Origin of the sequence: Polynucleobacter sp. AP-Sanab-80-C2 (genome assembly GCF_035012965.1) — a bacterium.
Lineage (GTDB): Bacteria > Pseudomonadota > Gammaproteobacteria > Burkholderiales > Burkholderiaceae > Polynucleobacter.
Genome location: NZ_JAYGQS010000006.1, coordinates 91,824 through 116,749 on the forward strand (window position 1 = coordinate 91,824; position 24,926 = coordinate 116,749).

Sequence of the window (24,926 nt, forward strand, 5' to 3'; positions counted from 1 at the left end):
GCTACTTAGGCAAACAAGCGGTGGTCACCAGCGCCAAAGAGATTGCTGATACAGCGACCACAGAGCTCTAGATGATCAGCATTGGCACCTACGTCTTTAGTGTGATGCCAGCAACGACCACATTTTTTATATTGGCTACCGCGTACTAGGACCTCGAGACCATCATTGCTGAGTACAATCTTAGCGCTTGAGGTGATGGTTACGAAACGCAAGTCATCCTCAAGTGAATGCAAGATAGCAAAGTCAACATCACCTAATTTAATGGTCAGCTCAGCTTGCAGGGATGAGCCAACATTACCGGCCTCACGTTCTAACTCAATGGCTTTGGTCACTTCAGAGCGGATTTCACGAATGCGATTCCATTTGGCCAGCAATTCATCAGCATGAGCGACTTCTGGTAATGCGCCGAACTCTTCCATAAAGATGGATTCAGACGGTTTACTACCTGAGCCATGCGGGAATGATTGCCATGCTTCTTCAGCAGTGAAGGAGAGGAATGGCGATAACCACTTCAAGAGATTGCGAGTGATGTGAAAGAGCGCATTCTGGGCGGCTCTGCGATCAGGTGAGTTTGGCGCACTGGTATAGAGACGATCTTTGAGGATGTCTAAGTAGAAGCCGCCTAAATCTTCTGAGCAAAAAGTGAGCATGCGAGTCACAGCTGGATGAAACTCGTAAGCCTTGTAATGGGATTCGATATCGCCTTGTAATTGATTAGCAAGTGCCACTGCATAACGGTCGATCTCAAGCCATTTTTCAGCAGGCATTGCGTGCTTGCTAGGATCAAAATCAGAAAGATTGGCGAGCAAGAAACGCAAGGTATTGCGAATGCGGCGATAACTTTCAGTCACGCGCTTCAGAATCTCATCAGAGATAGTCATTTCACCGGAGTAGTCGGTTGAGGCAACCCAGAGGCGAATGATTTCAGCACCAAGTTTGTCAGCCACTTGTTGTGGTGCGATGACATTGCCTACGGACTTACTCATCTTGCGGCCTTGACCATCAACGGTAAAGCCGTGAGTGAGTAGTGCTTTATAGGGTGGCTTGCCATCGAGCATGGCGCCGGTGAGTAAGGAGGAATGGAACCAGCCGCGGTGTTGGTCTGAGCCCTCGAGGTATAAGTCAGCCAATCGACCGTTCGGTGTCTCAGCATCGGTAGTTAGTAATTCATTGCGATGTGATCCGCGAATCACATGCCAGTGTGTTGTCCCTGAATCAAACCAAACATCTAAGGTGTCACGATTCTTTTCGTATTGTGATGCTTCTTCACCAAGCAACTCAGAAACTTCGAGTTGCTGCCAAGCTTCGATGCCACCTTTTTCAACACGCTTAGCAACTTCTTCCAGTAGCTCAATAGTGCGAGGATGTGGATCACCCGTTTCCTTATGAACAAAGAACGCCATGGGTACACCCCACTGGCGTTGGCGTGACAAGGTCCAATCAGGGCGATTGGCAATCATGCTATGGAGGCGCTGTTTACCCCAAGCCGGAAAAAACTCGGTACTATCAATGCCAGCTAAGGCAGTCTCACGCAAGCTAGCTTTGCCATCAGATGGCTTCTTGTCCATGCTTGCAAACCATTGTGAAGTAGCGCGATAAATAATCGGCGACTTATGACGCCAGCAATGCATGTAAGAGTGGGTATACGTTTTGTCGCGCAATAAACTGCCCGCTTCACGCATTGCTTCCACAATTTTGGGGTTGGCTTTCCAAATATATTCGTTTGCAAAGAGTGGCAACCAAGAAGCATAGACACCATTACCCATCACAGGATTGAGAATATCTTTATCGGCTAGCTTATTTGCTTTGCAAGACTTAAAGTCTTCTTCGCCGTAAGCAGGCGCAGAGTGAACAATACCTGTGCCAGTATCGAGCGTGACGTATTCAGCGGGATAGATTGGAGAGAGGCGCTTATATCCCTCATGTAATGGGGCTAGCGGATGCCAGAAAGAAATATTCGCTAGTTGCGCGCCTGGGCAGGTAGCAATCACTTTACCTTCAAGACTATAGTCCTGCAAGCATGTGTCAACACGATCTTTTGCCAGGATCAATAACTTATCGCCAACATCTACTAATGCATAAGTCACCTCTGGATGAACATTCATTGCTTGGTTTGCAGGAATAGTCCAAGGCGTTGTTGTCCAGATGACAATCTGGCCAGGCTTATTAGGTAACTCAGGAAGACCAAATGCTTTTGCGAGCTGTGGTCGCTGTGCATCATCAAACGCAAAGCCAACATCAACCGTTGGATCAGTTTTATCTTGGTATTCCACTTCGGCCTCAGCGAGTGCAGAGCCACAATCAAAACACCAGTTCACTGGTTTGAGACCACGAAAGACGTATCCTTTTTCCCAGATCTTACCTAGTGCACGAATTTCATCAGCCTCATTGCGGTAGCTCATCGTGAGATAGGGATTGTTCCAGTCACCCAAAACGCCAAGGCGCTCAAAGTCTATCTTCTGCTTATCTACTTGTACTTGGGCGTAGGCACGTGCTTTAGCTTGTACCTCTGCAGTTGGCAAGTTCTTGCCAAATTGTTTTTCAATCTGAATTTCAATTGGCATGCCATGACAATCCCATCCAGGTACATAGGCAGAGTCATAACCCATTAGCCAGCGCGACTTCACAATCATGTCTTTCAGAATCTTGTTTACTGCGTGACCAATATGAATATCGCCGTTTGCATACGGAGGACCATCATGCAAGATGAACTGAGGTTGATTAGCATGAGCTGCACGAATCTTTTCGTAGAGCTTATTTTTTTGCCATTGAGTAACCCATTGTGGTTCACGCTTAGCCAGATCCCCTCGCATTGGGAAGGAGGTATCTAGTAAATTGACTGGATAGGAATTTTCTTTTTCAGACATAAGCTTTTTTCTGGAAATAATTTCTGGCGTGCTGTGCATCCGCTGCAATCGCATTTGTTAGGGCGTCAAGGTCATCATACTTGGCCTCATCACGAATTTTTTCTAAGAGCTCAACGGTAATAATTTTTCCGTAGACATCTTCTTGGTAGTCAAAGATGTGTGTTTCAAGCAGAACACGACCTTCATCTTCAACGGTAGGCCTTACTCCTAAACTAGCCACTGCTGGCAGGGGTTTGTCACTAAGTCCCAATACCTGTGCAGTGAAGATCCCGGTAGTTGCTGGCTTGCGATGGTGTAAGTGATTGGCAACTGCTAAGTTCAAGGTAGGGAATCCGAGTTTGCGTCCGAGTTGCTGTCCATGTATCACATGTCCGGAAATTCCATAAGGACGACCTAATAATTTTTCAGCTAGAGTCATATCGCCATGAGCAAGGGCAGTACGCAAGGCTGAGCTGGAGATGCGCTCGCCATCCTCTAAGATAGTTTGAATACTCGATACCTTGAAGCCATATTTTTCACCTGCTGTTTGGAGGCTTGCAAAATTCCCAGCACGTTTTGCGCCATAGCAAAAATCATCGCCAATCAAAATCCATTTGGCGTTGAGACGTTTCACAATAATTTCTGAAACAAACTCATCGGGTGTGAGGCGAGCAAAAGCAGCATTGAAATGTTCGACCACGACACGGTCAATACCAAGCTCGGCTAAGGCGGCCAGTTTGTCCCGCAGATTCAGAATGCGGGGCGGTGCTTGCTCTGGAGAGAAGAATTCTTTGGGGTGCGGCTCAAAGGTCATGACGCAACTCACCAAACCTCTTTCATGGGTGCCATCAACTAACTGCTTGAGCAGGGCGCGATGACCCCTGTGCACGCCATCGAAATTACCGATGCTTAAGGCACAAGCAGGTCCTGCAGAAAACTGGGTCGGGCCGCGGAATACGTTCACAAAATCGCTTTCAGGGTAGCCATCAATTATATTGTGGGCATGCTTTCTATCGTTACCTTAATCTCAGGCCGCGGATCCAATTTCGAGGCGATCGTCAAAACAGCTCAAAAAGAGCAGTGGCCAGTCAAGTTTGCAGGGGTCATCGCCAATCGCTCTGGGGCCAAGGGCCTTGATTTTGCTCGCGCGCAGGGTATTCCAGCCCATGTCCTGGAGCACAAAGAGCATGCAAGTCGCGAATCTTTTGATGCTGCCCTCACCCAGAAAATTGATGACTTAGGGGCTGATTTGGTGGTTCTAGCCGGTTTTATGAGGATTCTGACGCCAGGTTTTATTCGTCATTTCGGTGGTCGATTAATCAATATCCACCCAGCGCTCTTGCCAGCATTCCCAGGATTGCACACCCATGAGCGGGCTTTAGAGGCGGGCGTTAAAGAGCATGGCGCCACAGTTCACTTTGTAAATGAGGGTGTGGATGAGGGGCCTATTATTTGCCAGGCCTCTGTTCCAGTCCTGGATGGGGATGATGCAGAGACTTTGGCGGCTCGTGTTTTAACTGCTGAGCATCAAATTTACCCGCGGGCCGTAAAATGGTTCCTTGATGGACGATTGCGAATAGAAGGTAATCAAGTGAAGTTACAACCCCCAGAATCGCAATTTTTTAAATTATGAGCGCAGAACGTCCACCCCGTAAATCCGGCACCCGCTTAAGCTCACAAAAAAGTTACGCTGCTAAATCTAAAGATCCCTTGCGCCGTCCTGAACGACGTAACGCGAGTGGCAATCTCATTGCGCCCGAAGGTCAGAAGAATTTTTCGAATGCAAAAGCATTACCTCAGCATGCTATTCACTTGGAGCGTCTACTTCCTGAATTGCTCAGTTTTGAGCAGCCAGCAGATCGTGTAGTGAGTCGCTATTTTCGCGCAGAACCACAGCTCGGTAATCGTGATCGCGCCTTGATTGCAGAGAGTGCCTTTGCTATTTTGCGTCGTAAAAATGAGTTCTCTCAATTTGCTGTCAGTGGTGAGGGCTCACAGGCTAGACGCTTAGCCCTATTGGGTTTGCTGTCCGCTTTGTCTGAGGGTGGCTTGGGTTCCGCGAACCGTGCTGAGAGTGCTATCGCCGATTTGGCGCATGTTCTCAAGCCTGGTGAATATGAATGGTTGCAACGATTTCCAACGGTTGATCCTGCTGCATTAAATCCTTTGGTACGCAACAATTTACCTGAGTGGTTATGGGATGCTTTTGGAAAATATCCTGGTGAAGCAACCCGTGAAGAGCTCGCAAAATCATTGATGCATCCTGCACTCCTAGATTTGCGTGCGAACACCATGAAGATGAATCGGGAAGAATTGCTCGTGCAGATGAATGCCTTGGGCGGTCGCTACCAAGCGATCCCAACGCCATATGCACCCGATGGTGTGCGCATCATGGGCAAGCCGGCATTACAAAATACTGCTGGCTTTAAGGCGGGCATGTTTGAGGTGCAAGATGAAGGTAGTCAGCTTTTGGCATATTTACTTGCACCCAAGCGTGGTGAGATGGTGGTTGATTTTTGCGCCGGTGCTGGCGGTAAGACTTTAGCGATTGGTGCCTTGATGCGTTCTACAGGACGCCTTTATGCTTTTGATACATCTGAGCGTCGTTTGGCAAATTTAAAACCAAGACAAGCCCGTAGCGGCCTTTCAAACGTCCATCCTGTATGGATCGATAGCGAGAACGATGCCAAGATCAAACGCTTGGCTGGAAAGATTGATCGAGTCTTGGTAGATGCCCCTTGTAGTGGAATGGGTACATTGCGCCGGAATCCTGACTTGAAGTGGCGTCAAACTCCGGAAGGCGTTCTAGAGCTTAATCAGAAGCAAATGAATATTTTGGGTTCAGCAGCTCGCTTATTAAAGCCGGGTGGTCGCCTGGTTTATGCCACTTGCAGTCTTTTGCCCCAAGAAAATCAAGCCATTGCAGAAGATTTCTTGGTGAAACACCCAGAATTTGAGGTGGTTCCAGCGGCTGAAGCACTTAAGCCCTTGTTTCCAAAGGATAAATTACCTTTAGGGTGCTCGTCAGATAATCCGTGGTGGCAATTGTGGCCCCATATTCATGGCACAGACGGCTTTTTTGGCGCTGTTTTCCAGAAAAAAGGTAGTAAGCTGGAAAAAGCAGAAAAGCCAAAAACCCCTGAGATAGCGAAAGATAAGCCCAAAAAGACCTAAAAAGATCTAAAATAAGAGCTAATACTTAAATAGGACTCTCTTTTGAATACAGTTTCAAGTTCAGGTTTTGATTTATTCCTCAATTGGCTTGCCAATGGATCTTTAGATTGGTCTTGGTGGCAGATTGCCTTGTTTACCTTGGCTGTTACCCATGTCACGATTGCTGCAGTCACCATCTTCTTGCATCGCTGCCAAGCACACCGGGCTTTGGATCTGCATCCGATAGTTTCCCATTTCTTCCGCTTTTGGCTTTGGTTAACCACTGGGATGGTGACTAAGGAGTGGGCCTCGATTCACCGTAAGCACCATGCGAAATGTGAAACCGTAGATGATCCCCATAGCCCGCAAATTTTAGGCATTAACACTGTCCTCTCACGTGGTGCTGAGCTTTATAAAAATGAAGCTAAGAATCCAGAGACGATGGAGAAGTTTGGCCACGGCACTCCCGATGATTGGCTCGAGCGCAATATCTATTCCAAGTTTTCTTGGCAGGGCGTTGCCATCATGTTGATCATTGATGTGTTCTTGTTTGGCGGTATTGGATTAACCGTCTGGGCGGTGCAAATGCTGTGGATCCCAATTACAGCGGCTGGTGTGATTAATGGTATTGGCCACTACTGGGGCTATCGCAACTTCGATTGCGAAGATGCTTCAACCAATATTTTCCCATGGGGCATTTTGATTGGTGGTGAAGAACTGCATAACAATCACCATACCTTTGCAACGAGTGCTAAGCTTTCCAATAAATGGTACGAGTTTGATATTGGTTGGCTCTATATTCAGATGATGAGTGCAGTTGGTTTGGCGACAGTAAAGAAAACGCCACCTAAACCCGTCTTGAGTGATTTGCGTCCCGCCGATCAAAACACCCTAGAGGCCATCATTGCTAATCGCTATGAAATCATGGCGCGCTATAGCAAAACATTACGCAACTTCTTTAGTAATGAAGTGCAACACATGCAAGTTCTTGCCTCACATTTAAGCGACGCCCGTACTTGGCTATCTAAGGATGAGTCTCGCTTGAGCGAGGATGAGAAGGCTAAGCTAGAGGAGCTGATGGCGAGCAATGCACAGCTGCGTAAGATGATTGAGATGCGTCGTGATCTACAGGCAATCTGGGGTCGTTCTAGCGCCACCAGAGAGCAATTACTTTCACAGTTGCATACTTGGTGTCAGCGCGCTGAAGATAGCGGTCTAACAAGCTTGCGTGAGTTCTCTTTGCGATTGCGTCGTTATGCTTAGGCAGGTAGTAGCGATCTAAAAGAGCGCAAAGATTGAGGCAATAAAAAACCCGCAACTAAGCGGGTTTTTTATTTGCATGAAGTTTGAATTACTTCAGCTTAGTTTCTTTGTAAGCAACATGCTTGCGAATGGTTGGATCAAACTTCATGATCTCCATTTTTTCAGGCTTAGTACGCTTGTTTTTTGAAGTTGTATAGAAGTGACCAGTACCTGCTGATGACTCTAACTTGATTTTTTCTCTGCCGCCTTTAGCCATTTGCGTGCTCCTTAAATTTCGCCACGTGCACGAAGATCAGTCAAAACAGCATCGATGCCGTTTTTGTCGATAACGCGCAAGCCAGCATTGGTTAAGCGCAAGCTAATCCAACGGTTTTCAGATTCAACCCAGAAACGACGGTTTTGCAAATTCGGCAAAAAGCGACGCTTCGTTTTATTGTTTGCATGGGATACATTGTTGCCAACCATCGGCTTCTTCCCAGTGACTTGGCAAACTTTTGCCATGACATAACTCCATTAATTGCGAAAAAAGAAGATTGTATCAGCCTAAGCCTATTTTGGGCTAGTCCTTATTGGCTTTTGCTTTGGGGTTTGAGCCTCATAGGGTGCATAAGGCCTGCAAAAATCTCCGGCTCATTATTGTAAGTTAGCAATTACTATCAATTTTTCTCAATATTCATAAGGCCTGATTCTGAAAAAGAGAAAAAACCGCTATTACTGACAATGCAGTGGTCTAAAAGCGGAATATCTACCAACTGGAGGGCCTTAGTCAGGGTCTTGGTGAGTTCTTGGTCTGCTGAACTGGGGAGCGGGTTGCCGCTGGGATGGTTATGGGCCACGATCATGGCGCTTGCATTTCTGGCTAGCGCCTCTTTGAGGATTTCTCGGGGATAGACGGCGGTCTGGGTAATAGAGCCTCTAAAAAGCTCTTGGCACTCTATGAGATGTAGGTTTGAGTCTAAATAAAGGCATAAAAAGACCTCATGGGGTAGACCGCCAATTTTGGCCTGTAAAAACTCCTTAACGTGACCTGGTGATGAAAAAATCGAGCCTTGAGCCAGACCATCCTCAAGACTGCGCTTTACGAGTTCATAGGCAGCCTGTATTTGAGACCATTTTGAGATTCCCATACCGTGGATTCGGGTCAATTCTTCAGGGGTGCTGGCCAAGAGGCGAGGAAGGCTACCAAAGTAGCGCAATACATCGTTGGCTAAGGTGACGGCGCTTTTCCCCTTAACGCCGACCCGCAAAAAGATGGCGAGTAATTCAGCATCTGTGAGGCAGCGGGCGCCATACAGACGAAGCTTTTCTCGAGGTTGCTCATTTTTGGGCCAATTTGGGATGGGAGAATCCATAGCTGACGCAGGGCTAGATACAATTACCTTATGACCAAGCTTAACGTTTTGCCCAACTCCTATTTGACTCTCAACTACCGGCTTACTCTGCCCAACGGGGAGGATTACATCAATACTTTTGTTGATCGTCCTGCGACGGTTCTGATGGGCTCTGGACAATTTGCACCTTGCTTTGAAAAAGTGTTGCTAGGGTTAAGTGTTGGCGATAAAAAAAGCGCTTTGTTATCGCCCGATGAAAGTTTTGGTGAGCGTAAAAAAGATTTGGTGCAATGGGTTACTTTGCAGGCGCTCAAAGAAGGTCGTGATGACGATGCTGAATTTAATCCCGGTGATGTAATTGAATTTAATGCGCCGGGTGGAGCTCAATATGCGGGTGTTTTGCAGTCTATTGATGAGCAGGGCGCCTGGTTTGATTTCAATCACCCTCTGGCTGGAAGAGAGGTTACCTTTGAAGCACAAATTGTGGCTATTCTCTAATATATGAATACAACTGATAACGCAGAGATCTTGATGGCGCAACCCCGCGGTTTTTGTGCGGGCGTTGATCGTGCAATCAATATTGTGAATGAAGCACTTACACGCTTTGGTACACCTATTTACGTGCGTCACGAAATTGTGCATAACGCCCATGTCGTGAATGAATTGCGTAGTAAGGGCGCCGTATTTGTCGAAGAGTTGCACGAGGTGCCCAAGGGCGGCATTGTGGTGTTTAGTGCCCATGGTGTTTCTCAGGAGGTGCGAAAAGATGCTGAGGAACGTGGCTTGCAGGTGTATGACGCTACTTGCCCACTGGTAACCAAAGTGCATCTCGAAGTGATTAAGTTGTGTAAAGAAGGCTACACGGTCTTGATGATCGGTCACGCTGGCCACCCTGAAGTGGAGGGCACGATGGGACAAGTGAAAGAAGGCGTGTTCTTGATTGAAAATTCGACCGATGTTGCCAATTTGTCTTTTACAGGCGATATAAAACTAGCTTTTGTCACGCAAACGACTTTGTCAGTAGATGAGACTAAAGAAATTGTTGCGGCACTCACTCAAAAATTCCCTGATATTGTTCAACCGCGTAAGCAAGATATTTGTTATGCCACTCAGAATCGTCAAGATGCAGTGAAATTTATGGCACCTCAAGTGGAGGTAGTCATTGTGGTGGGGAGTGCGTCTAGCTCGAACTCCAATCGCTTGCGTGAATTGTCAGAAAAATTGGGTGTACCGTCTTACATGGTCGATGCACCTGATCAATTGAAACCAGAATGGTTTGCTGGCAAGAAGCGCGTGGGATTGACTGCTGGAGCATCTGCTCCAGAGAGTTTGGCGCAAGCGATTGTTGCGCGCATTCAAGAATTTGGGCCGCGCAGCGTAAGGGCTCTCTCTGGGGTAGTTGAGGATGTCACATTCTCCCTGCCAAAAAATTTAGTCGATTGAAGTATTGATTTATAACCAAGGAGCTGTAGATGATTCATTCAAGTGCATCAAAAATGATTTTTATGAAGAGTGCTATTGCGTTATCAGCAGCAGCCTTGATTCTGGCAGGTTGCGGTAAGGGCGGAGATAAATCTGCGGCTGTACCGGCAGATGGTATTGAAGTCAAAATTGGCCATGTAGCTCCATTGACTGGCCCTATCGCCCACTTGGGTAAAGATAATGAAAATGGCGCACGCTTGGCGCTAGAAGAAATTAATAAAGCAGGCTTGACGATTGATGGCAAAAAAGTAGTTCTCACTTTAGTGCCTGAAGATGATGCTGAAGATCCAAAAACTGCAACTCAAGTAGCGCAAAAATTAGTAGATGCAAAAGTCGTTGGTGTTGTAGGTCATCTGAACTCTGGCACTAGTATTCCTGCTTCAAAAATCTACAGTGATGCTGGCATTACGCAGATTTCTCCGTCCGCTACTAACCCAGATTACACCAAGCAAGGCTTTAAAACTACCTATCGCCTAGTAGCAACCGATGCGCAGCAAGGCCCTGCTTTAGCTAATTATGTTGCCAAGACTTTGAATGCCAAAACAGTCGCCATCATTGATGACTCGACTCAGTACGGCAAAGGTCTAGCTGATGAGTTTGAGAAGACGGTGAAAGCGGCTGGTGTGAAAGTTGTCACGCGTGAAGCGAGCAATAACAAAGCAACTGACTTCAAGGCTATTTTGACTAAGATCAAAGGCAGCAAACCTGATGTCATCATGTACGGCGGCATGGATGCAACTGGTGGCCCATTAACGAAGCAAGCAACTGAGTTGGGCATCAAGTCTAAGATTGTTGGTGGCGATGGTATGTGCACTGAGAAGCTAGCTGAATTGGCTGGCGATGCAGTTGTCAATGTTACTTGCTCTGAGGCAGGCAAGGCACTCACAAAGATGGCGCAAGGCGCTGATTTCCAAAAGCGTTATAAAGAGCGCTTTAATGCTGATGTACAAATCTATGCACCATTTACTTACGACGCTGTCTATGTATTAGTGGATGCGATGAAGCGTGCCAACTCAACTGATCCAGCGAAGATCTTGGTAGTCATGCCTGAAACTAAAATGAATGGCTTGGTAGGCGATATTGCTTTTGATAGTAAGGGCGATATGAAAGAGGGCGTCATTACCCTCTATGACTTTAAAGACAAAAAGAAAACCGTTCTTGACGTCATCAATATGTAAGAAACATGAAAAGGGCGCCGCAAATGCGGTGCTCTTTTTTTGTGCTCTAAATTTCTGATAAATATTTTTTAATGGATATTTTTCTACAGCAGATCATCAATGGTTTGGTGCTGGGTAGTATCTATGCCTTGATCGCCTTGGGTTACACCATGGTCTACGGCGTGCTGGGGATTATCAATTTCGCCCATGGCGAGGTGTTGATGATCGGCGCAATGGTCTCGCTCTCATTGCTGCGCTTGATTTTGAGTTTGACTAGTGATTTACCGGGCTGGCTCACACTCCTGATTGTCTTGCCCATCACGATGGCTGTCTGTGCGGGTCTGAGTTATTGGATTGAGCGTATTGCTTATCGCCCTCTGCGTCATGCGCCACGCTTGGCGCCACTGATTTCTGCAATCGGTATGTCCATACTGTTACAAACAATCGCCATGTTGATTTGGTCTCGAAATCCGATGACCTACCCACAATTATTACCATCCAGTCCTATCGAAATAGGCGCTACTGGTGCAACGATTACCGGTAAAGAGATTGTGATTGTTGCGGTTGCCTTGGCAGTGATGTGCGGCCTATTGTTCTTGGTTGAGAAAACCAAACTCGGTAGGGCTATGCGCGCTACTGCAGAGCAAACCCAAATTGCCGCCTTGATGGGGGTGAACCCAAACCGGGTGATCTCAATTACGTTCATGTTGGGTGGTGCTTTAGCAGGTTTGGCTGGCGTCATGATCGCTAGCAACTACGGTAATGTGCACTTTTATATGGGCTTTATTCCTGGCCTAAAAGCCTTTACAGCGGCGGTGTTGGGCGGTATTGGTAACTTGCAGGGTGCGATGCTTGGGGGTTTGCTGCTTGGTTTAATTGAGTCTTTGGGCGCTGGCTACATTGGCGAACTCACTGGTGGCGTCTTTGGTTCGAACTATCAAGATATTTTTGCTTTCTTGGTATTGATCTTAGTGCTGATATTACGACCTACTGGTTTGCTGGGTGAGAAGGTTTCTGACCGTGCTTAAGAAGCTTGTCTCAAATCATTTGAGTCAATCTACCTATCTTTACTTAGGCGCGTTTGCATTAATACTGTTGCCATGGATTGTGGGTGCGAGTGGCGGTAACTATTGGGTCCGCGTGCTTGATTTTGCTTTGCTCTATATCGTTCTCGCCCTTGGCCTCAATGTAGTTGTCGGTTTTGCTGGTCTGCTCGACTTAGGTTACATCGCATTTTATGCATTAGGTGCTTATAGCTATGCCTTATTAGCTTCGCCACATTTGCCTCAGCATTTTGAAACGATTGCCTCTGCATTTCCGCAAGGCATGCATTTTTCTCCCTGGATGGTGGCAGTGTTTTCCATCATCTTGGCCGCTCTCTTCGGGATTATTTTGGGGCTGCCCACCTTGCAATTGCGCGGGGATTATTTAGCGATCGTCACTTTAGGTTTTGGTGAAATTATTCGAATCTTTATGAATAATCTAGACCGCCCATTGAATCTCACCAATGGCCCTAAAGGTATTACAGCGATTGATCCAATTCAGATGTTTGGGGTTTCATTTACCAAACCGTTTGACCTGGGCTTTGTACAGATCCCGGGTTTGTATTTGGTGTTTTACCTTTTTCTGGCTTTAGCTATTGCTGTAACCATTGTGTGTTTGCATTTACAGAACTCTCGTATTGGTCGGGCTTGGGTTGCGATTCGAGAAGACGAGATCGCTGCTAAAGCGATGGGTATCAATACACGCAATATGAAGTTGCTCGCTTTTGCGATTGGCGCTTCATTTGCTGGCGTTGCGGGGGTGCTCTTTTCTGCATTTCAGGGATTTGTTTCCCCTGAGTCATTCACTCTTTGGGAATCAATCGTTGTTTTAGCGATGGTGGTGTTGGGCGGCATTGGACATATTCCTGGGGTGATCTTAGGCGCAATCGTATTGGCAGTCTTTCCAGAAGTATTACGGGGCGTAGCCGAGCCAGTGCAAAAGGCGCTCTTTGGTCATGTAATTGTTGATGTTGAAGTGATTCGTCAATTGATCTATGGCTTAGCGCTGATTTTGATCATGCTGTATCGCCCAGGCGGTATTTGGCAAAAAGGAGGAGGCAAATAATGTCTGCTCATTTGCTACTTGATGTAACTGATGTTTCTAAACGCTTTGGTGGAGTGCAAGCCTTAGATTCTGTCGGTTTGCAGGTGCCAAAGGGATCGATTGTCGGTTTGATTGGCCCTAATGGCGCAGGCAAGACTACTTTCTTTAATGTCATCACTGGCCTCTACCCTGCAGATTCCGGCATCTTTTTATTTGATGGTCAATCCTATTTCCCAGAGTCAGTCTCAGAAGTCACTAAATCGGGATTAGCGAGAACCTTTCAGAACATCCGTCTCTTTGGAGAAATGTCTGTTTTAGAAAATGTGATGGTGGGATGTCACTGCCGATCTAAGGCGGGCTTCTTGGGCGCTATCTTCCGCTTTCCATCCACGCAGCGCGAGGAGCAAGCGATTCGGGAGAAATCTCTTACATTGCTGGCTTACGTGGGCTTGAGTGATTATGCAGAGATGCAGGCGCGTCATTTATCTTATGGGCATCAACGTCGCTTAGAGATTGCTAGAGCCTTAGCAACTGAGCCTCAGCTCCTCGCTTTAGATGAGCCTGCTGCTGGCATGAATGCGACCGAGAAATTAGAACTGCGTGAGTTGTTGCTGCGTATTCGGGCGGATGGCAAAACTATTCTCTTGATTGAGCACGATGTGAGTTTGGTGATGGGGATTTGCGATAGCTTAACGGTGCTCGATTACGGCAAGGTGATTGCTGCAGGCAAGCCAGCCGATGTTCGCATACACCCTGAAGTGATTAAAGCCTATCTTGGTCAGGGGGCAGTGTCATGAGCGCCTTGCTGCAAGTACAAGATCTCAAGGTAGCCTATGGCGGCATTAACGCCGTTAAAGGTATTGACCTACATGTCAATCAAGGTGAGTTAGTAGCCTTAATTGGTGCTAACGGAGCAGGTAAGAGCTCCTCCCTGAAAGCGATTGCAGGCTTACTGACTCCTACATCAGGTGAGATTGAATTTCTTGCGCACAAAACTAATCAGCTACCCGCTTATGAATTGGTTCGTCTTGGCTTAGGTCTTGTTCCTGAGGGGCGTGACGTATTTAAGCGCATGAGCATTTTAGAAAATCTGCAGATGGGCGCATTTCTGAAAACGGATACCAAAGCCATCCATCAAAAACTAGAGGAAGTATTTTCTTATTTCCCGAGACTGAAAGAGCGGCTCTCGCAACTCGCTGGCACGTTGTCTGGTGGCGAGCAACAAATGGTGGCGATGGGTAGAGCGATGATGGCTGAACCTAAGCTCTTATTGCTAGATGAGCCATCTATGGGTTTATCCCCCATCATGGTGGAAACAATTTTTGATGTGATTCGTAATCTTTCAGCAAACGGGATGACCATTCTGCTAGTTGAGCAAAATGCCCGTCTAGCCTTAGAGATGGCCGATCGTGCTTATGTGATGGAGAGTGGTTTGATCACGCTTACAGGGGCCGGCAAAGAATTGCTTCAAGACCCGAGAGTGCGCACTGCTTATTTAGGGGAGTAAGGTAGGCGACTAAGGTAGGTGACTAAGTGAGGCGACTAAGCAGTCATGAAAATGGCTTAAGCAGTTTCCTTCAGCAACTCACGTAGCATGCTGCACATCTGATGAATCTCATCATCGCTCACATTGAGTGCTGGCATAAAGCGTAACAAGTTAGGTCTGGGTGAGTTAATCAATAAGCCTTCAGGGCTACGCTCACGAGCTAAATCAACTAGCTTACCGCCAATATCTTTACCGAGCATGAGGGCGCGCAATAAACCTTCACCACGCTCACCTTCCAGATTAAATTCAGCGCAAAGCTTGAGTAATTCTGATTTGAGTAGTTCACCCTTGGCTTTCACGCTCTCTAAAAATCCGGGAGCCAGTAATTGCTCGATCACGCTGATGCCTACCGCAGTCATCAAAGGATTACCGTTATAGGTGCCACCTTGATCGCCAGGCACAAAGCAAGCTACCGCATCAGTCGCCATTAGGGCTGCTAAGGGAACGCCACCACCAATGCCTTTACCTAAAGTCATGATGTCTGGCTCGATACCGTATTGCTGATAAGCAAACAGGGTGCCTGTGCGGCCACAGCCCGCTTGCACTTCATCGGCGATGAGTAGAATATTATTTTCTTTAGTGAACTGGCGTAGTTCACGCATAAATTTTTTCGTGGTGGGAATGACGCCGCCTTCACCTTGAACAGGCTCTAACATCACGGCCACTGTTTTATCCGTCACTAACTTCTTAACAGATTCCAAATCATTCAAATCTGCTTTCGGAAAACCGGCAACTTGTGGTGCAAACATGGTGTCCCAGTTTGGCTTACCAGAGGCGCTCATGGTGGCTATGGTGCGACCATGAAAACTGTGATCAAAAGTGATGATTTCAAAGGCACCATTTTTATTCAGCTGACCCCATTTGCGGGCTAGCTTAATGGCACCTTCATTGGCTTCGGCGCCACTGTTGGCAAAAAAGACTTTGTTAAAGCAGCTATTAGCAGTCAAGAGGTTGGATAAGCCAATCATCGGCTCGTTATAAAACGCTGGACTGGGGTTAATCAGTTTCTTGGCTTGAGCATTTAGTGCTGCAATCATTCCTGGATTGCTGTGACCCAAGCAATTTACCGCCCACCCTTGTAAGAAATCTAAATAGCGTTTGCCGTTGTTATCCGTTAGCCATGAGCCAGCACCCTCAACCATCACCACATCTGGGCGTTGAGTAATAAACATGACTGAATGGGTGTCAATAGGGGCTGGAGTGTTCATGCTGGGCTGGGGTAATTAAATAAGGCTAGTGAAGTTTCTATTATCTAACTTTATGGGGATTAGTTTGTGGCTAAATCTGCCGCGCTAGTGAAAGAATCAGCAAAGAATTCTTCCTCAGGCAGATGACATTTGGATGAAAAGTCCTCACGGGCTGCGTTGACCATGACAGGCGCCCCACAGGCGTAGACCTGAAAGTCCTTGAGGCTAGGGTGGTCATCTATGACCGCAAGGTGTACAAAGCCTGTCCGGCCCTGCCACGTATCTTCTGGTAAACCGTCTGAGATCACTGGGATGTATTGGAAATGGGGGATGTCTTGTTCCCAGGTTTTGCATAGATCATGGAGATACAGATCGCTTGGGCGCCTACCGCCCCAATACAGCTTAATCGGGCGATCCATTTTCTTGGCTTGCATTTGTTCAATGATGGATTTAATTGGCGCAAAGCCAGTACCAGCGGCGACAAAAATGATGGGCTTTTTAGAGTCCTCTCTGAGGAAGAAGCTACCCAAGGGCCCCTCGAAACGCAGGATATCTTTTTCTTTTAGTGCTGGCGTTGCAGCCCCAAATACAAAGTCTGTAAATACGCCGCCAGGTAAGTGGCGAATATGCAGTTCTAATGGACCTTCTTGCTCGGGCGCAGTGGCGATCGAATAAGCACGACGTTGCCCGTCTTTTAAAAGAAACTCGAGGTATTGCCCCGCTAAGAACTGGAAGCGTTCAGCAGCTGGAAGTTGCAACTTCAGAATCGCCACATCGTCACTAGGCTTAATGATGGTGTTAACGCGGCAAGGAATCTTCCGAATCGCGATATCGCCTGCGCCTTGGACTTCACGAGCTTCAATGAGTAGATCGGATTGTGGATGAGAGCAGCAAAACAAGATGCCGCCTGCTGTTTCATCGGCTTTGCTTAAAGCGCTCTCGCTGTGTTGATCATGGCTGACTTGACCCTCCAAGACCTTACCTTTACAAGAGCCGCAGGCACCATTTTTGCAGCCATAGGGTAGCTTAATGCCTTGGCGAAGAGCGGCCTCCAGGACGGTTTCATCCTGAGTTACAGTAAATTGTTTGCCGCTCGTTTTGAGCGTGACCTGATGAGACACTCTCATTCCTTTCAATAAATCGTTACGATGTCACTTATGCAATCTTTTGGTAAACCTTCAATCCTGATTATTGGCTGCGGTGACATTGGTCTTCGGGTAGCAAAACAGCTTTCCCGTAGTCATCGGGTTTTTGCACTCACATCTTCGCAAAATCGTTTTCAGGAGTTGAGGGAGGTTGGCGCGACTCCGATGTTGGGGAATCTGGATCATCCAGAAACTTTATGGCGTCTAGCCGGTTTAGCTCAAACCGTCATTCATTTAGCGCCACCCCAAAACCAAGGAAATCGTGATTGCCGAACCCGCAACCTATTGAGAATTTTAGCCCAAGGCTCCAATGTCGTCAGGCGCTTGATCTATGTCAGCACCACAGGCGTATATGGCGATCATCGTGGCGCCAAGGTGAGCGAGGCAACCCCCGTTAGCCCTCAGAGTGAGCGAGCCCAGAGAAGAGTAGACGCAGAGCAGGCACTCCGTTTATGGGGGCCAGCACATGGTGTGGCTGTCACCATTTTGCGTGTGCCCGGAATCTATGCGGCTGATCGTTTGCCACTAGAGCGCTTACAGTCTAAAACCCCGGCGCTACTCCCAGAGGAAGATGCTTACTCAAATCATATTCATAGTGATGATCTAGCGCGCTTAGTGTGCGCGGCGGTATATCACGGTAAGCCACAGCGCATTATCAATACCTGCGATGGGAGTGAAACCAAAATGGGCGATTACTTTGATGAAGTGGCTGATGCCTTTGGTTTGGATAGGCCACCACGTATGCCTGCTAGTGAACTGCAACAGATGGTGAGCCCGATGCTGTGGTCATTTATGCGGGAATCGAGACGAGTGACAAATGCTCGACTACATGAGTTGAAAACTCCGCTGCGTTATCCCAGCGTAGCCGATTTTTTGCAGACTACTTCCAAGAATCCTTAAGACCAACTGTGCGATTAAATACAGGCTTGCCAGGTTTGGAGTCTGTTTTATCTGCAACAAAGTAGCCGTGACGTTCAAATTGAAAACGATCTTCAGCTTTCACATCTTTCATACAAGGCTCTAGGTAAGCTGTCATTGTTTCTTTAGAGTTTGGATTGATGGCATCTAAGAAATTTTTATCGCCACTATCCGGATGTGGATCAGTGAAGAGATGATCATACAAGCGCACTTCGGTTGGGATTGCTTCTGCAGCGCTAATCCAGTGAATATTGCCCTTCACCTTATAGTTATTGGAACCAGCGGTGCCGCTCTTACTGTCTGGGAAGTAGCTCACATTGACTTGCGTGACATTGCCCTGCGCATCCGTCTCAAAACCAGTGCACTCAACAACAAAGCCATGACGTAGGCGCACACGGCTACCAGCGTGATCGCCAATTGGTGGGTAGAGCCTGAAGAAGCCTTTAATCGGTTCTTGCATAAAGTCATCCGCTTCAATCCAGAGTTCGCGGGTGAAGTTGAATTCACGATTACCCCATTCAGGGTGTTGAGGATGGCGCGGTGCTGAACAAGATTCTTTTGCAGCAGCATCAAAGTTTTCAACTACCAGCTTAAGTGGTTTTAAGACAGCTGTTGCGCGTGGTGCTCTTACCTCGAGGTCATCACGCAAGGCTTGATCGAGCGTGCTCATATCAATCCAGCTATCGGCTTTTGAGACACCAATCCGTTCACAGAACAGGCGAATACTTTCTGGGGTGTAACCACGACGACGGATACCAACAATGGTTGGCATCCGTGGATCATCCCAGCCATCAACCTGTTTTTCTTCAACGAGCTGCAATAACTTACGCTTGCTAGTAATGGTGTAAGTTAAATTGAGCCGGGCAAATTCATATTGGTGAGGGACGGGATCTTTAAAGACACCCAATTCTTTAAGTGAATTCACGATCCAGTCATACAGTGGACGATTGTTCTCAAATTCGAGTGTGCAAATCGAGTGAGAGACACTCTCCAGCGCATCGGAGATGCAATGCGTGAAGTCATATAGTGGATAGATGCACCATTTGCTTCCGGTGCGATGGTGATCAGTATGGCGAATACGGTAGACCACAGGATCACGCATCACGATATTGGGATGCGCCATATCAATTTTGAGACGCAGAACATGTTCACCATCCTTGAACTTGCCATCGCGCATTTCGCGAAAGAGGGTCAGATTTTCTTCAGGGCTACGCTCACGATAGGGACTATTTTTTCCAGCTTGTCCAAAGTTGCCACGATTAGTATGAATATCATCCGCACTTTGGCTATCGACATACGCTTTGCCATTCTGAATCAGAATTTCTGCAAACTCATACAGTCGATCAAAGTAATCGCTGGCATGATAAAGATGTGTACCCCAATCAAATCCAAGCCACTTCACAGCATCTAGAATGCTGTCAGCGTATTCAACATCTTCTTTAACGGGGTTGGTGTCATCTAGGCGCATATTGCAACGCGCACCACCAGCTTGATGGTTGTAATCGGCAGCTAAGCCAAAGTTGAGGCAAATACTTTTAGCGTGGCCAATATGCAAATACCCGTTTGGTTCCGGTGGAAAACGAGTGATGATCGATGGGATATGCTCGCCCGCTAAATTCGTACGCTGTGAAAAAGCACCGCTGGCTAAGTCATGATCGATGATCTGACGTAAAAAGTTGGAAGGCTCGGCGACTGCGCCGGCAACGACTTTAGAAGATTTGCTATCTTGGGACATAGCCACATTGTAGAGAAAACCCCCGCACCATAAAGAAAAAGCCCGCAAACTGCTGCGGGCTCGTTTCTGTAAGGTCTAAGACAATCAGTCTTCGACGAATGCCTCTTCGCGGGTCTTCTTCACTGCTGGCAAAGCCACGATCACGACTAAGAGGGCTGCTGCAATGAGCAATCCTAAGGAGAGTGGGCGAGTGACAAAGGTTGTGAAATCACCGCGCGACAAGAGTAGCGCACGACGGAAATTCTCTTCCATCATCGGTCCAAGCACAAAGCCCAAGAGTAATGGAGGAGGTTCGCAACCAAGTTTGAAGAAGAGGTAGCCAATCAAGCCAAAGCCTGCCGTGACATACACGTCAAACACCGTATTGTTCACGGTATATACACCGATACAGCAGAAAACCAAGATCGCTGGGTAGAGGAAGCGATAAGGAATTTTCAAGAGCTTTACCCAGATACCAATCAAAGGCAAGTTCAAGAGAATCAGCATCACGTTACCAATCCACATGGATGCAATCAGACCCCAGAACAAAGCTGGGTTGCTGGTCATTACTTGTGGACCTGGTTGAATGTTATGAATTGTCATCGCACCAACCATCAAGGCCATCACCGCATTTGGTGGAATGCCTAATGTGAGCAATGGAATGAAGGAGGTTTGAGCAGCTGCGTTATTTGCTGCTTCTGGACCAGCAACACCCTCAATCGCACCTTTACCAAACTCATGGCTGTACTTGGAAGATTTTTTCTCGACAGAGTAAGCACCGAATGCGGCTAGAGCTGCGCCACCACCGGGCAGAATGCCTAAGATCGAACCAATCGTTGTACCGCGCAAGATCGATGGAATCATGCGCTTCACATCAGTCTTGGTGGGGACCATACTCGTGAGCTTATTAAGGAAGCCTTCGTCATCACCTGTTTTTTCAAGGTTACCCATGATTTCAGCGAAGCCAAATACGCCCATAGCAACTGCCACAAAGCCAATACCGTCACTCAATTCAGGAATATCAAACGCATAGCGCGATACACCAGAGTTCACGTCAGTACCAATCAAGCCCATCAATAGACCAAGCACGATCATGCCGATTGCCTTGATCAAAGATCCGGATGCCAATACCACGGCACCAATTAAACCCAAGACCATGAGGGAGAAGTATTCAGCAGGTCCAAACTTAAAGGCAAGCTGTGAGAGTGGCGCAGCAAAAGCAGCCAACACCAAAGTTGCGACGCAACCCGCAAAGAATGAACCCATGCCAGCGGTAAACAAGGCAACACCTGCTCGGCCATTGCGGGCCATTTGGTAGCCGTCAATCGCCGTCACCACCGAGGACGTCTCCCCCGGGATGTTGAGCAAAATCGCAGTGGTTGAGCCTCCATATTGTGAGCCGTAGTAAATGCCGGCCAACATGATCAATGCGGCAATGGGAGGCAAGGCATACGTTGCTGGCAAGAGCATCGCAATCGTAGCGATCGGACCAAGTCCAGGCAAAACACCAATGAGGGTTCCTAAGATACAGCCAATCAGGCAGTACAAAAGATTCTGTAAGGTAAATGCGGTTTCAAAACCGAGACCTAAGTTAGCAAATAAATCCATTTTTCAGAGTCCCGTTTCGTTATTGTTGTAGGAAGACAGGCAGGAGTGGGAACTGAAGTTTCAAGCCCACTACAAACACGGAATAAGTGAAAGTCACTAAGAATGCTGCATTAATAGCAGTGCCTTTCCAGGTGAATTCTTTGCTGGCACTGGCAGATACGAATACCAAAACCACTACGGCAACTAAGAAGCCCATTCTTGGAAGCAAAAGTCCGTACAAGACAACCGCACCCGTAATTTGAGCAATGATCTTCCAGTTGAATTTCGGAATGGATTCGATGGCAGCTTTTGCGTTGAATGCTTTAACGGCGACCAGTAAACCTAGCAAAATCATCAATATGCCCAAGTAGAAGGGGAAGTAGCCAGGACCCATTTTGGCGGCAGTTCCCATGGGGTAATTTCTAGCCACAATGGTAAAGAAGAGGCCGATGACCATATACATGACCCCCGCCCCAAAATCCCGTTGATTGCGAATTTTCAAGTTGCTCTCCTTGTATGTCGACTTAATTGCTAAGGTGCCGATTTATATTAATGTTGTGGGATTGTAAGGCAGGACGAGGGCATATTGCCTAGCTTTTGCCCTAGGCTAGTGCCAATGCGATAATTATTGACATGAAAGTCTCCCAAATTCGCCAGGCTTACCTGGATTTCTTTGCCGAAAAAGGCCACCAAATCGTCACTTCCAGCCCGGTAGTGCCTGGGGATGATCCTACCCTGCTATTTACGAATGCAGGCATGAACCAGTTTAAGGACGTGTTTTTGGGCTTTGATAAGCGCTCCTATCATCGTGCCACGACAGCGCAAAAGTGCATTCGGGCGGGTGGAAAACACAATGACTTGGATAACGTGGGCTATACCGCCCGCCACCATACCTTTTTTGAAATGTTGGGTAATTTCTCATTTGGAGACTATTTCAAAAAAGATGCGATTCAATTTGCTTGGGATTTATTGACCCAAGTATTTAGGCTGCCAAAAGATAGACTGTTAGTTACTGTCTATGCAGAAGATGACGAAGCCTATGCCATTTGGAAAGACCAAATTGGTGTTCCTGCAGATCGCATTATTCGGATTGGGGATAACAAAGGGGCGCGTTACGCTTCCGATAATTTCTGGATGATGGGTGACACCGGCCCTTGCGGACCTTGTACTGAAATTTTTTATGATCACGGTGATCACATTCCAGGTGGCCCTCCTGGCAGTCCAGAGGAAGATGGCGATCGTTTTATCGAAATTTGGAACAACGTGTTCATGCAGTTCAATCGCGATGAGGCAGGCGTCATGCATCCATTGCCTAAGCCTAGCGTCGATACGGGTATGGGCCTTGAGCGCATTGCTGCCGTCTTGCAACACGTGCATTCTAATTATGAAATTGACCTCTTCGTCAACCTACTCAAGGCGTCCAAGGAAGCGGTAGACGCTGCTGGCGGCGAGAACTGTGATGCGGAAAGTCCTTCATTAAAAGTCATTGCTGACCATATTCGGGCTTGTAGTTTTATTGTGGTGGATGGTGTGATTCCCGGTAATGCAGGACGTGGTTATGTCTTGCGTCGTATTGCACGTCGTGCGATTCGGCATGGCTATAAGTTAGGGGCACGTAAACCATTCTTCTATCAACTAGTCCCTGCACTCGTAAAAGAGATGGGCGAGGCCTATCCAGAGTTGCGTGCTGCGCAAGATAAGGTGAGTGAGGTACTCAAGCAAGAAGAAGAACGCTTCTTCCAAACGATTGCCAATGGCATGGAAATTTTGGATGGTGCATTAGCGGGTGGCGCTAAAGTGGTTGACGGTGAAACCGCTTTCCGCTTGCACGACACATTTGGTTTCCCATTAGATTTAACAGCAGACGTTTGTCGCGAACGTGGTGTGACAGTAGACGCCGAAGGTTTTGAAGTCGCTATGCAAAAGCAGCGTGATCAAGCCAGAGCAGCCGGCAAGTTCAAAGTGGCTCAAGGTTTGGATTACAAAGGCAAGCCGACGCAGTTTCATGGCTACGATTCCTTGAAACACGAGGGCTCCAAAGTGACTGCGCTATACATCGATGGCTCTGAAGTTACCTCAGTACAAGCAGGCGATGCTGCGGTAATCGTTTTAGACAATACCCCTTTCTACGCTGAATCTGGTGGTCAGGTCGGTGATCAGGGCGAGCTTCGCAATGAGTCTGTCCGTTTTTCAGTAGATGACACCTTCAAGATTCAAGCTGACGTATTCGGTCATCAAGGTGAGGTGCTCGAGGGCGAGCTTAAAGTAGGTGATGCACTCAATGCCTTGGTCGATGTACAGCAAAGAACCGATACGATGCGTAATCACAGTGCAACCCATATTTTGCACAAAGCTCTGCGTGAAGTCTTGGGCGATCATGTGCAACAAAAAGGTTCCTTAGTCGATGCAACTAAAACCCGTTTTGACTTTACGCACAATGCTCCTATAACGGCTGAACAGATTCGTCGTATTGAAGATATTGTGAATGCAGAGATCTTGGCGAATACAGCCACCTCTGGAAAAGTCATGTCTTTAGACGATGCCCAAAAGACTGGTGCCATGATGCTCTTTGGTGAGAAGTATGGCGATGAAGTCCGTGTTTTAGAAATCGGTAGCTCTAAAGAATTGTGTGGCGGTACTCACGTGTCACGTACTGGCGATATCGGTAGTTTGAAGATTGTTTCTGAAGGCGGGGTTGCTGCTGGTATTCGTCGAGTTGAGGCGGTGACCGGTAGTAATGCACTCCACTTCTTGCAAGGCCTTGAAGACAAAATCAACGAGGCTGCAGCCATCCTCAAAACCCATCCTGGCGATTTAGTGAATCGGGTTGCGCAACTGCAAGATAGCTTGCGTCAGGCTGAGCGCGAATTAGAAAAAGTCAATTCCAAATTAGCCGCTAGCCAAGGCGATGAGCTAGCTGGTCAGGCTATTGACGTCAATGGCTTAAAAGTATTGGCTGCTAGATTAGACGGCGCCGATGCAGGGGTTCTTCGCGAAACTATGGACGCACTAAAAGCCAAACTCAAAACGGCTGCGATTGTCTTGGCTTCTGTGCAAGGCGATAAGGTCAGCTTGATTGCTGGTGTGACTGCAGATTCGATTGGCAAAGTGAAAGCTGGTGATCTCGTGAACTTTGTTGCGCAGCAGGTAGGCGGCAAAGGTGGCGGTAAGCCAGAGATGGCTATGGCTGGCGGTAACGATCCTACTAAGCTTGGTGCTGCTTTAGAAGGTGTTAAAGATTGGGTGGCTAGCAAATGAATGATGTAGCAAGCATTGCATTTAATGCAGAAGTGGATGCGATTGGCATGAACTGCCCACTGCCGATTTTGCGCACCAAGAAAGCATTGGCAACAATGCAGTCTGGTGAAGTCTTAAAGATCAAGGCAACTGATTCAGGAGCGGCGAGAGATTTTCCAGCCTTTGCGAAGCAAACGGGCAATGAGCTGATTGCTAGCAGTACTGAAGGTGATGTCTTGGTGTTCTTCTTAAAGAGAAGATAAGCAAGGCAA

The 24,926-nt window shown here is 47.4% G+C and carries 23 protein-coding genes; 13 read left to right on the forward strand and 10 right to left on the reverse strand.

Features of this window, described 5'->3' with window-relative positions; genetic code table 11:
* Positions 1–5 precede the first annotated feature (5 nt).
* Positions 6–2,885: an isoleucine--tRNA ligase gene (gene ileS, locus VC178_RS10115; RefSeq protein WP_416350552.1), complete on the reverse strand. Its 2,880-nt coding sequence runs from the start codon at positions 2,883–2,885 to the stop codon at positions 6–8.
* Positions 2,860–3,810 carry a bifunctional riboflavin kinase/FAD synthetase gene (locus VC178_RS10120; protein ID WP_323482439.1) on the reverse strand — a complete coding sequence of 317 codons (951 nt, stop codon included), beginning with the start codon at positions 3,808–3,810 and terminating at the stop codon, positions 2,860–2,862. Before VC178_RS10120 ends, ileS begins: the two co-directional genes overlap by 26 nt.
* 39 nt (positions 3,811–3,849) lie before the next feature.
* Here VC178_RS10120 and purN point away from each other — a divergent pair, with 39 nt between their 5' ends.
* The 3 genes from purN to VC178_RS10135 are packed head-to-tail and all read left to right on the forward strand — an operon-like array spanning position 3,850 to position 7,262.
* Positions 3,850–4,479, forward strand: a complete 630-nt coding sequence (gene purN, locus VC178_RS10125) for a phosphoribosylglycinamide formyltransferase (protein ID WP_323482440.1) — start codon at positions 3,850–3,852, stop codon at positions 4,477–4,479.
* On the forward strand, positions 4,476–6,020 hold the full coding sequence (locus VC178_RS10130; RefSeq protein WP_323482441.1) for an RsmB/NOP family class I SAM-dependent RNA methyltransferase: 1,545 nt from the start codon (positions 4,476–4,478) through the stop codon (positions 6,018–6,020). Before purN ends, VC178_RS10130 begins: the two co-directional genes overlap by 4 nt.
* A gap of 42 nt (positions 6,021–6,062) precedes the next feature.
* A complete protein-coding gene (locus VC178_RS10135) occupies positions 6,063–7,262 on the forward strand; it encodes an acyl-CoA desaturase (protein WP_323482442.1) in 1,200 nt (399 codons plus the stop codon).
* Between the two features lie 88 nt (positions 7,263–7,350).
* Here the strand turns inward: VC178_RS10135 and rpmG are convergent, their stop codons facing one another.
* From rpmG to radC, 3 genes are all read right to left on the reverse strand, one after another.
* On the reverse strand, positions 7,351–7,518 hold the full coding sequence (rpmG, locus tag VC178_RS10140; protein ID WP_015421876.1) for a 50S ribosomal protein L33: 168 nt from the start codon (positions 7,516–7,518) through the stop codon (positions 7,351–7,353).
* An 11-nt stretch (positions 7,519–7,529) separates the two neighbouring features.
* Positions 7,530–7,763 (reverse strand): 50S ribosomal protein L28, encoded by a 234-nt coding sequence (gene rpmB, locus VC178_RS10145; RefSeq protein ID WP_088526345.1) that lies wholly within the window; start codon positions 7,761–7,763, stop codon positions 7,530–7,532.
* Positions 7,764–7,918: 155 nt separating this feature from the next.
* Complete coding sequence (radC, locus tag VC178_RS10150) at positions 7,919–8,614, reverse strand: RadC family protein (protein WP_216124638.1); 696 nt, start codon at positions 8,612–8,614, stop codon at positions 7,919–7,921.
* Positions 8,615–8,644: 30 nt separating this feature from the next.
* Here radC and VC178_RS10155 point away from each other — a divergent pair, with 30 nt between their 5' ends.
* From VC178_RS10155 to VC178_RS10185, 7 genes are all read left to right on the forward strand, one after another.
* Complete coding sequence (locus VC178_RS10155; protein ID WP_215295723.1) at positions 8,645–9,091, forward strand: FKBP-type peptidyl-prolyl cis-trans isomerase; 447 nt, start codon at positions 8,645–8,647, stop codon at positions 9,089–9,091.
* A gap of 3 nt (positions 9,092–9,094) precedes the next feature.
* Complete coding sequence (gene ispH / locus VC178_RS10160) at positions 9,095–10,036, forward strand: 4-hydroxy-3-methylbut-2-enyl diphosphate reductase (RefSeq protein WP_215318810.1); 942 nt, start codon at positions 9,095–9,097, stop codon at positions 10,034–10,036.
* Between the two features lie 53 nt (positions 10,037–10,089).
* Positions 10,090–11,253, forward strand: coding sequence for a branched-chain amino acid ABC transporter substrate-binding protein (locus VC178_RS10165; protein WP_416350553.1), 1,164 nt, complete (start codon positions 10,090–10,092; stop codon positions 11,251–11,253).
* Positions 11,254–11,324: 71 nt separating this feature from the next.
* Positions 11,325–12,260, forward strand: coding sequence for a branched-chain amino acid ABC transporter permease (locus VC178_RS10170; RefSeq protein ID WP_323482444.1), 936 nt, complete (start codon positions 11,325–11,327; stop codon positions 12,258–12,260).
* Between the two features lie 19 nt (positions 12,261–12,279).
* Complete coding sequence (locus VC178_RS10175) at positions 12,280–13,341, forward strand: branched-chain amino acid ABC transporter permease (protein ID WP_323482445.1); 1,062 nt, start codon at positions 12,280–12,282, stop codon at positions 13,339–13,341.
* Positions 13,341–14,117, forward strand: coding sequence for an ABC transporter ATP-binding protein (locus VC178_RS10180; protein WP_323482446.1), 777 nt, complete (start codon positions 13,341–13,343; stop codon positions 14,115–14,117). The genes VC178_RS10175 and VC178_RS10180 overlap by 1 nt, the downstream gene beginning before the upstream one ends.
* A complete protein-coding gene (locus tag VC178_RS10185; protein WP_323482447.1) occupies positions 14,114–14,827 on the forward strand; it encodes an ABC transporter ATP-binding protein in 714 nt (237 codons plus the stop codon). The genes VC178_RS10180 and VC178_RS10185 overlap by 4 nt, the downstream gene beginning before the upstream one ends.
* Positions 14,828–14,883: 56 nt before the next feature.
* Here VC178_RS10185 and VC178_RS10190 read toward each other — a convergent pair whose 3' ends face one another.
* Complete coding sequence (locus VC178_RS10190) at positions 14,884–16,074, reverse strand: acetylornithine transaminase (protein ID WP_323482448.1); 1,191 nt, start codon at positions 16,072–16,074, stop codon at positions 14,884–14,886.
* 59 nt (positions 16,075–16,133) lie between these two features.
* A complete protein-coding gene (locus VC178_RS10195) occupies positions 16,134–17,174 on the reverse strand; it encodes a CDP-6-deoxy-delta-3,4-glucoseen reductase (RefSeq protein WP_323482449.1) in 1,041 nt (346 codons plus the stop codon).
* A 27-nt stretch (positions 17,175–17,201) separates the two neighbouring features.
* On the opposite strand from VC178_RS10195, the gene VC178_RS10200 reads away from it, so the two are divergent.
* On the forward strand, positions 17,202–18,098 hold the full coding sequence (locus VC178_RS10200; protein ID WP_323482450.1) for an SDR family oxidoreductase: 897 nt from the start codon (positions 17,202–17,204) through the stop codon (positions 18,096–18,098).
* On the opposite strand, the gene VC178_RS10205 is transcribed toward VC178_RS10200, so the two are convergent.
* The 3 genes from VC178_RS10205 to VC178_RS10215 form a co-directional block, all read right to left on the reverse strand.
* Positions 18,079–19,851: a glutamine--tRNA ligase/YqeY domain fusion protein gene (locus VC178_RS10205; RefSeq protein ID WP_323482451.1), complete on the reverse strand. Its 1,773-nt coding sequence runs from the start codon at positions 19,849–19,851 to the stop codon at positions 18,079–18,081. The genes VC178_RS10200 and VC178_RS10205 overlap by 20 nt on opposite strands.
* 84 nt (positions 19,852–19,935) lie before the next feature.
* Positions 19,936–21,438 carry a tripartite tricarboxylate transporter permease gene (locus VC178_RS10210; protein WP_215295714.1) on the reverse strand — a complete coding sequence of 501 codons (1,503 nt, stop codon included), beginning with the start codon at positions 21,436–21,438 and terminating at the stop codon, positions 19,936–19,938.
* Between the two features lie 19 nt (positions 21,439–21,457).
* A complete protein-coding gene (locus VC178_RS10215) occupies positions 21,458–21,919 on the reverse strand; it encodes a tripartite tricarboxylate transporter TctB family protein (protein ID WP_215295713.1) in 462 nt (153 codons plus the stop codon).
* 131 nt (positions 21,920–22,050) lie between these two features.
* Here VC178_RS10215 and alaS point away from each other — a divergent pair, with 131 nt between their 5' ends.
* Together alaS and VC178_RS10225 are read left to right on the forward strand one after the other, a co-directional pair.
* A complete protein-coding gene (alaS, locus tag VC178_RS10220) occupies positions 22,051–24,675 on the forward strand; it encodes an alanine--tRNA ligase (protein ID WP_323482452.1) in 2,625 nt (874 codons plus the stop codon).
* 14 nt (positions 24,676–24,689) lie between these two features.
* Positions 24,690–24,917 carry a sulfurtransferase TusA family protein gene (locus tag VC178_RS10225; protein ID WP_215320936.1) on the forward strand — a complete coding sequence of 76 codons (228 nt, stop codon included), beginning with the start codon at positions 24,690–24,692 and terminating at the stop codon, positions 24,915–24,917.
* The last annotated feature ends 9 nt before the right edge of the window (positions 24,918–24,926 follow it).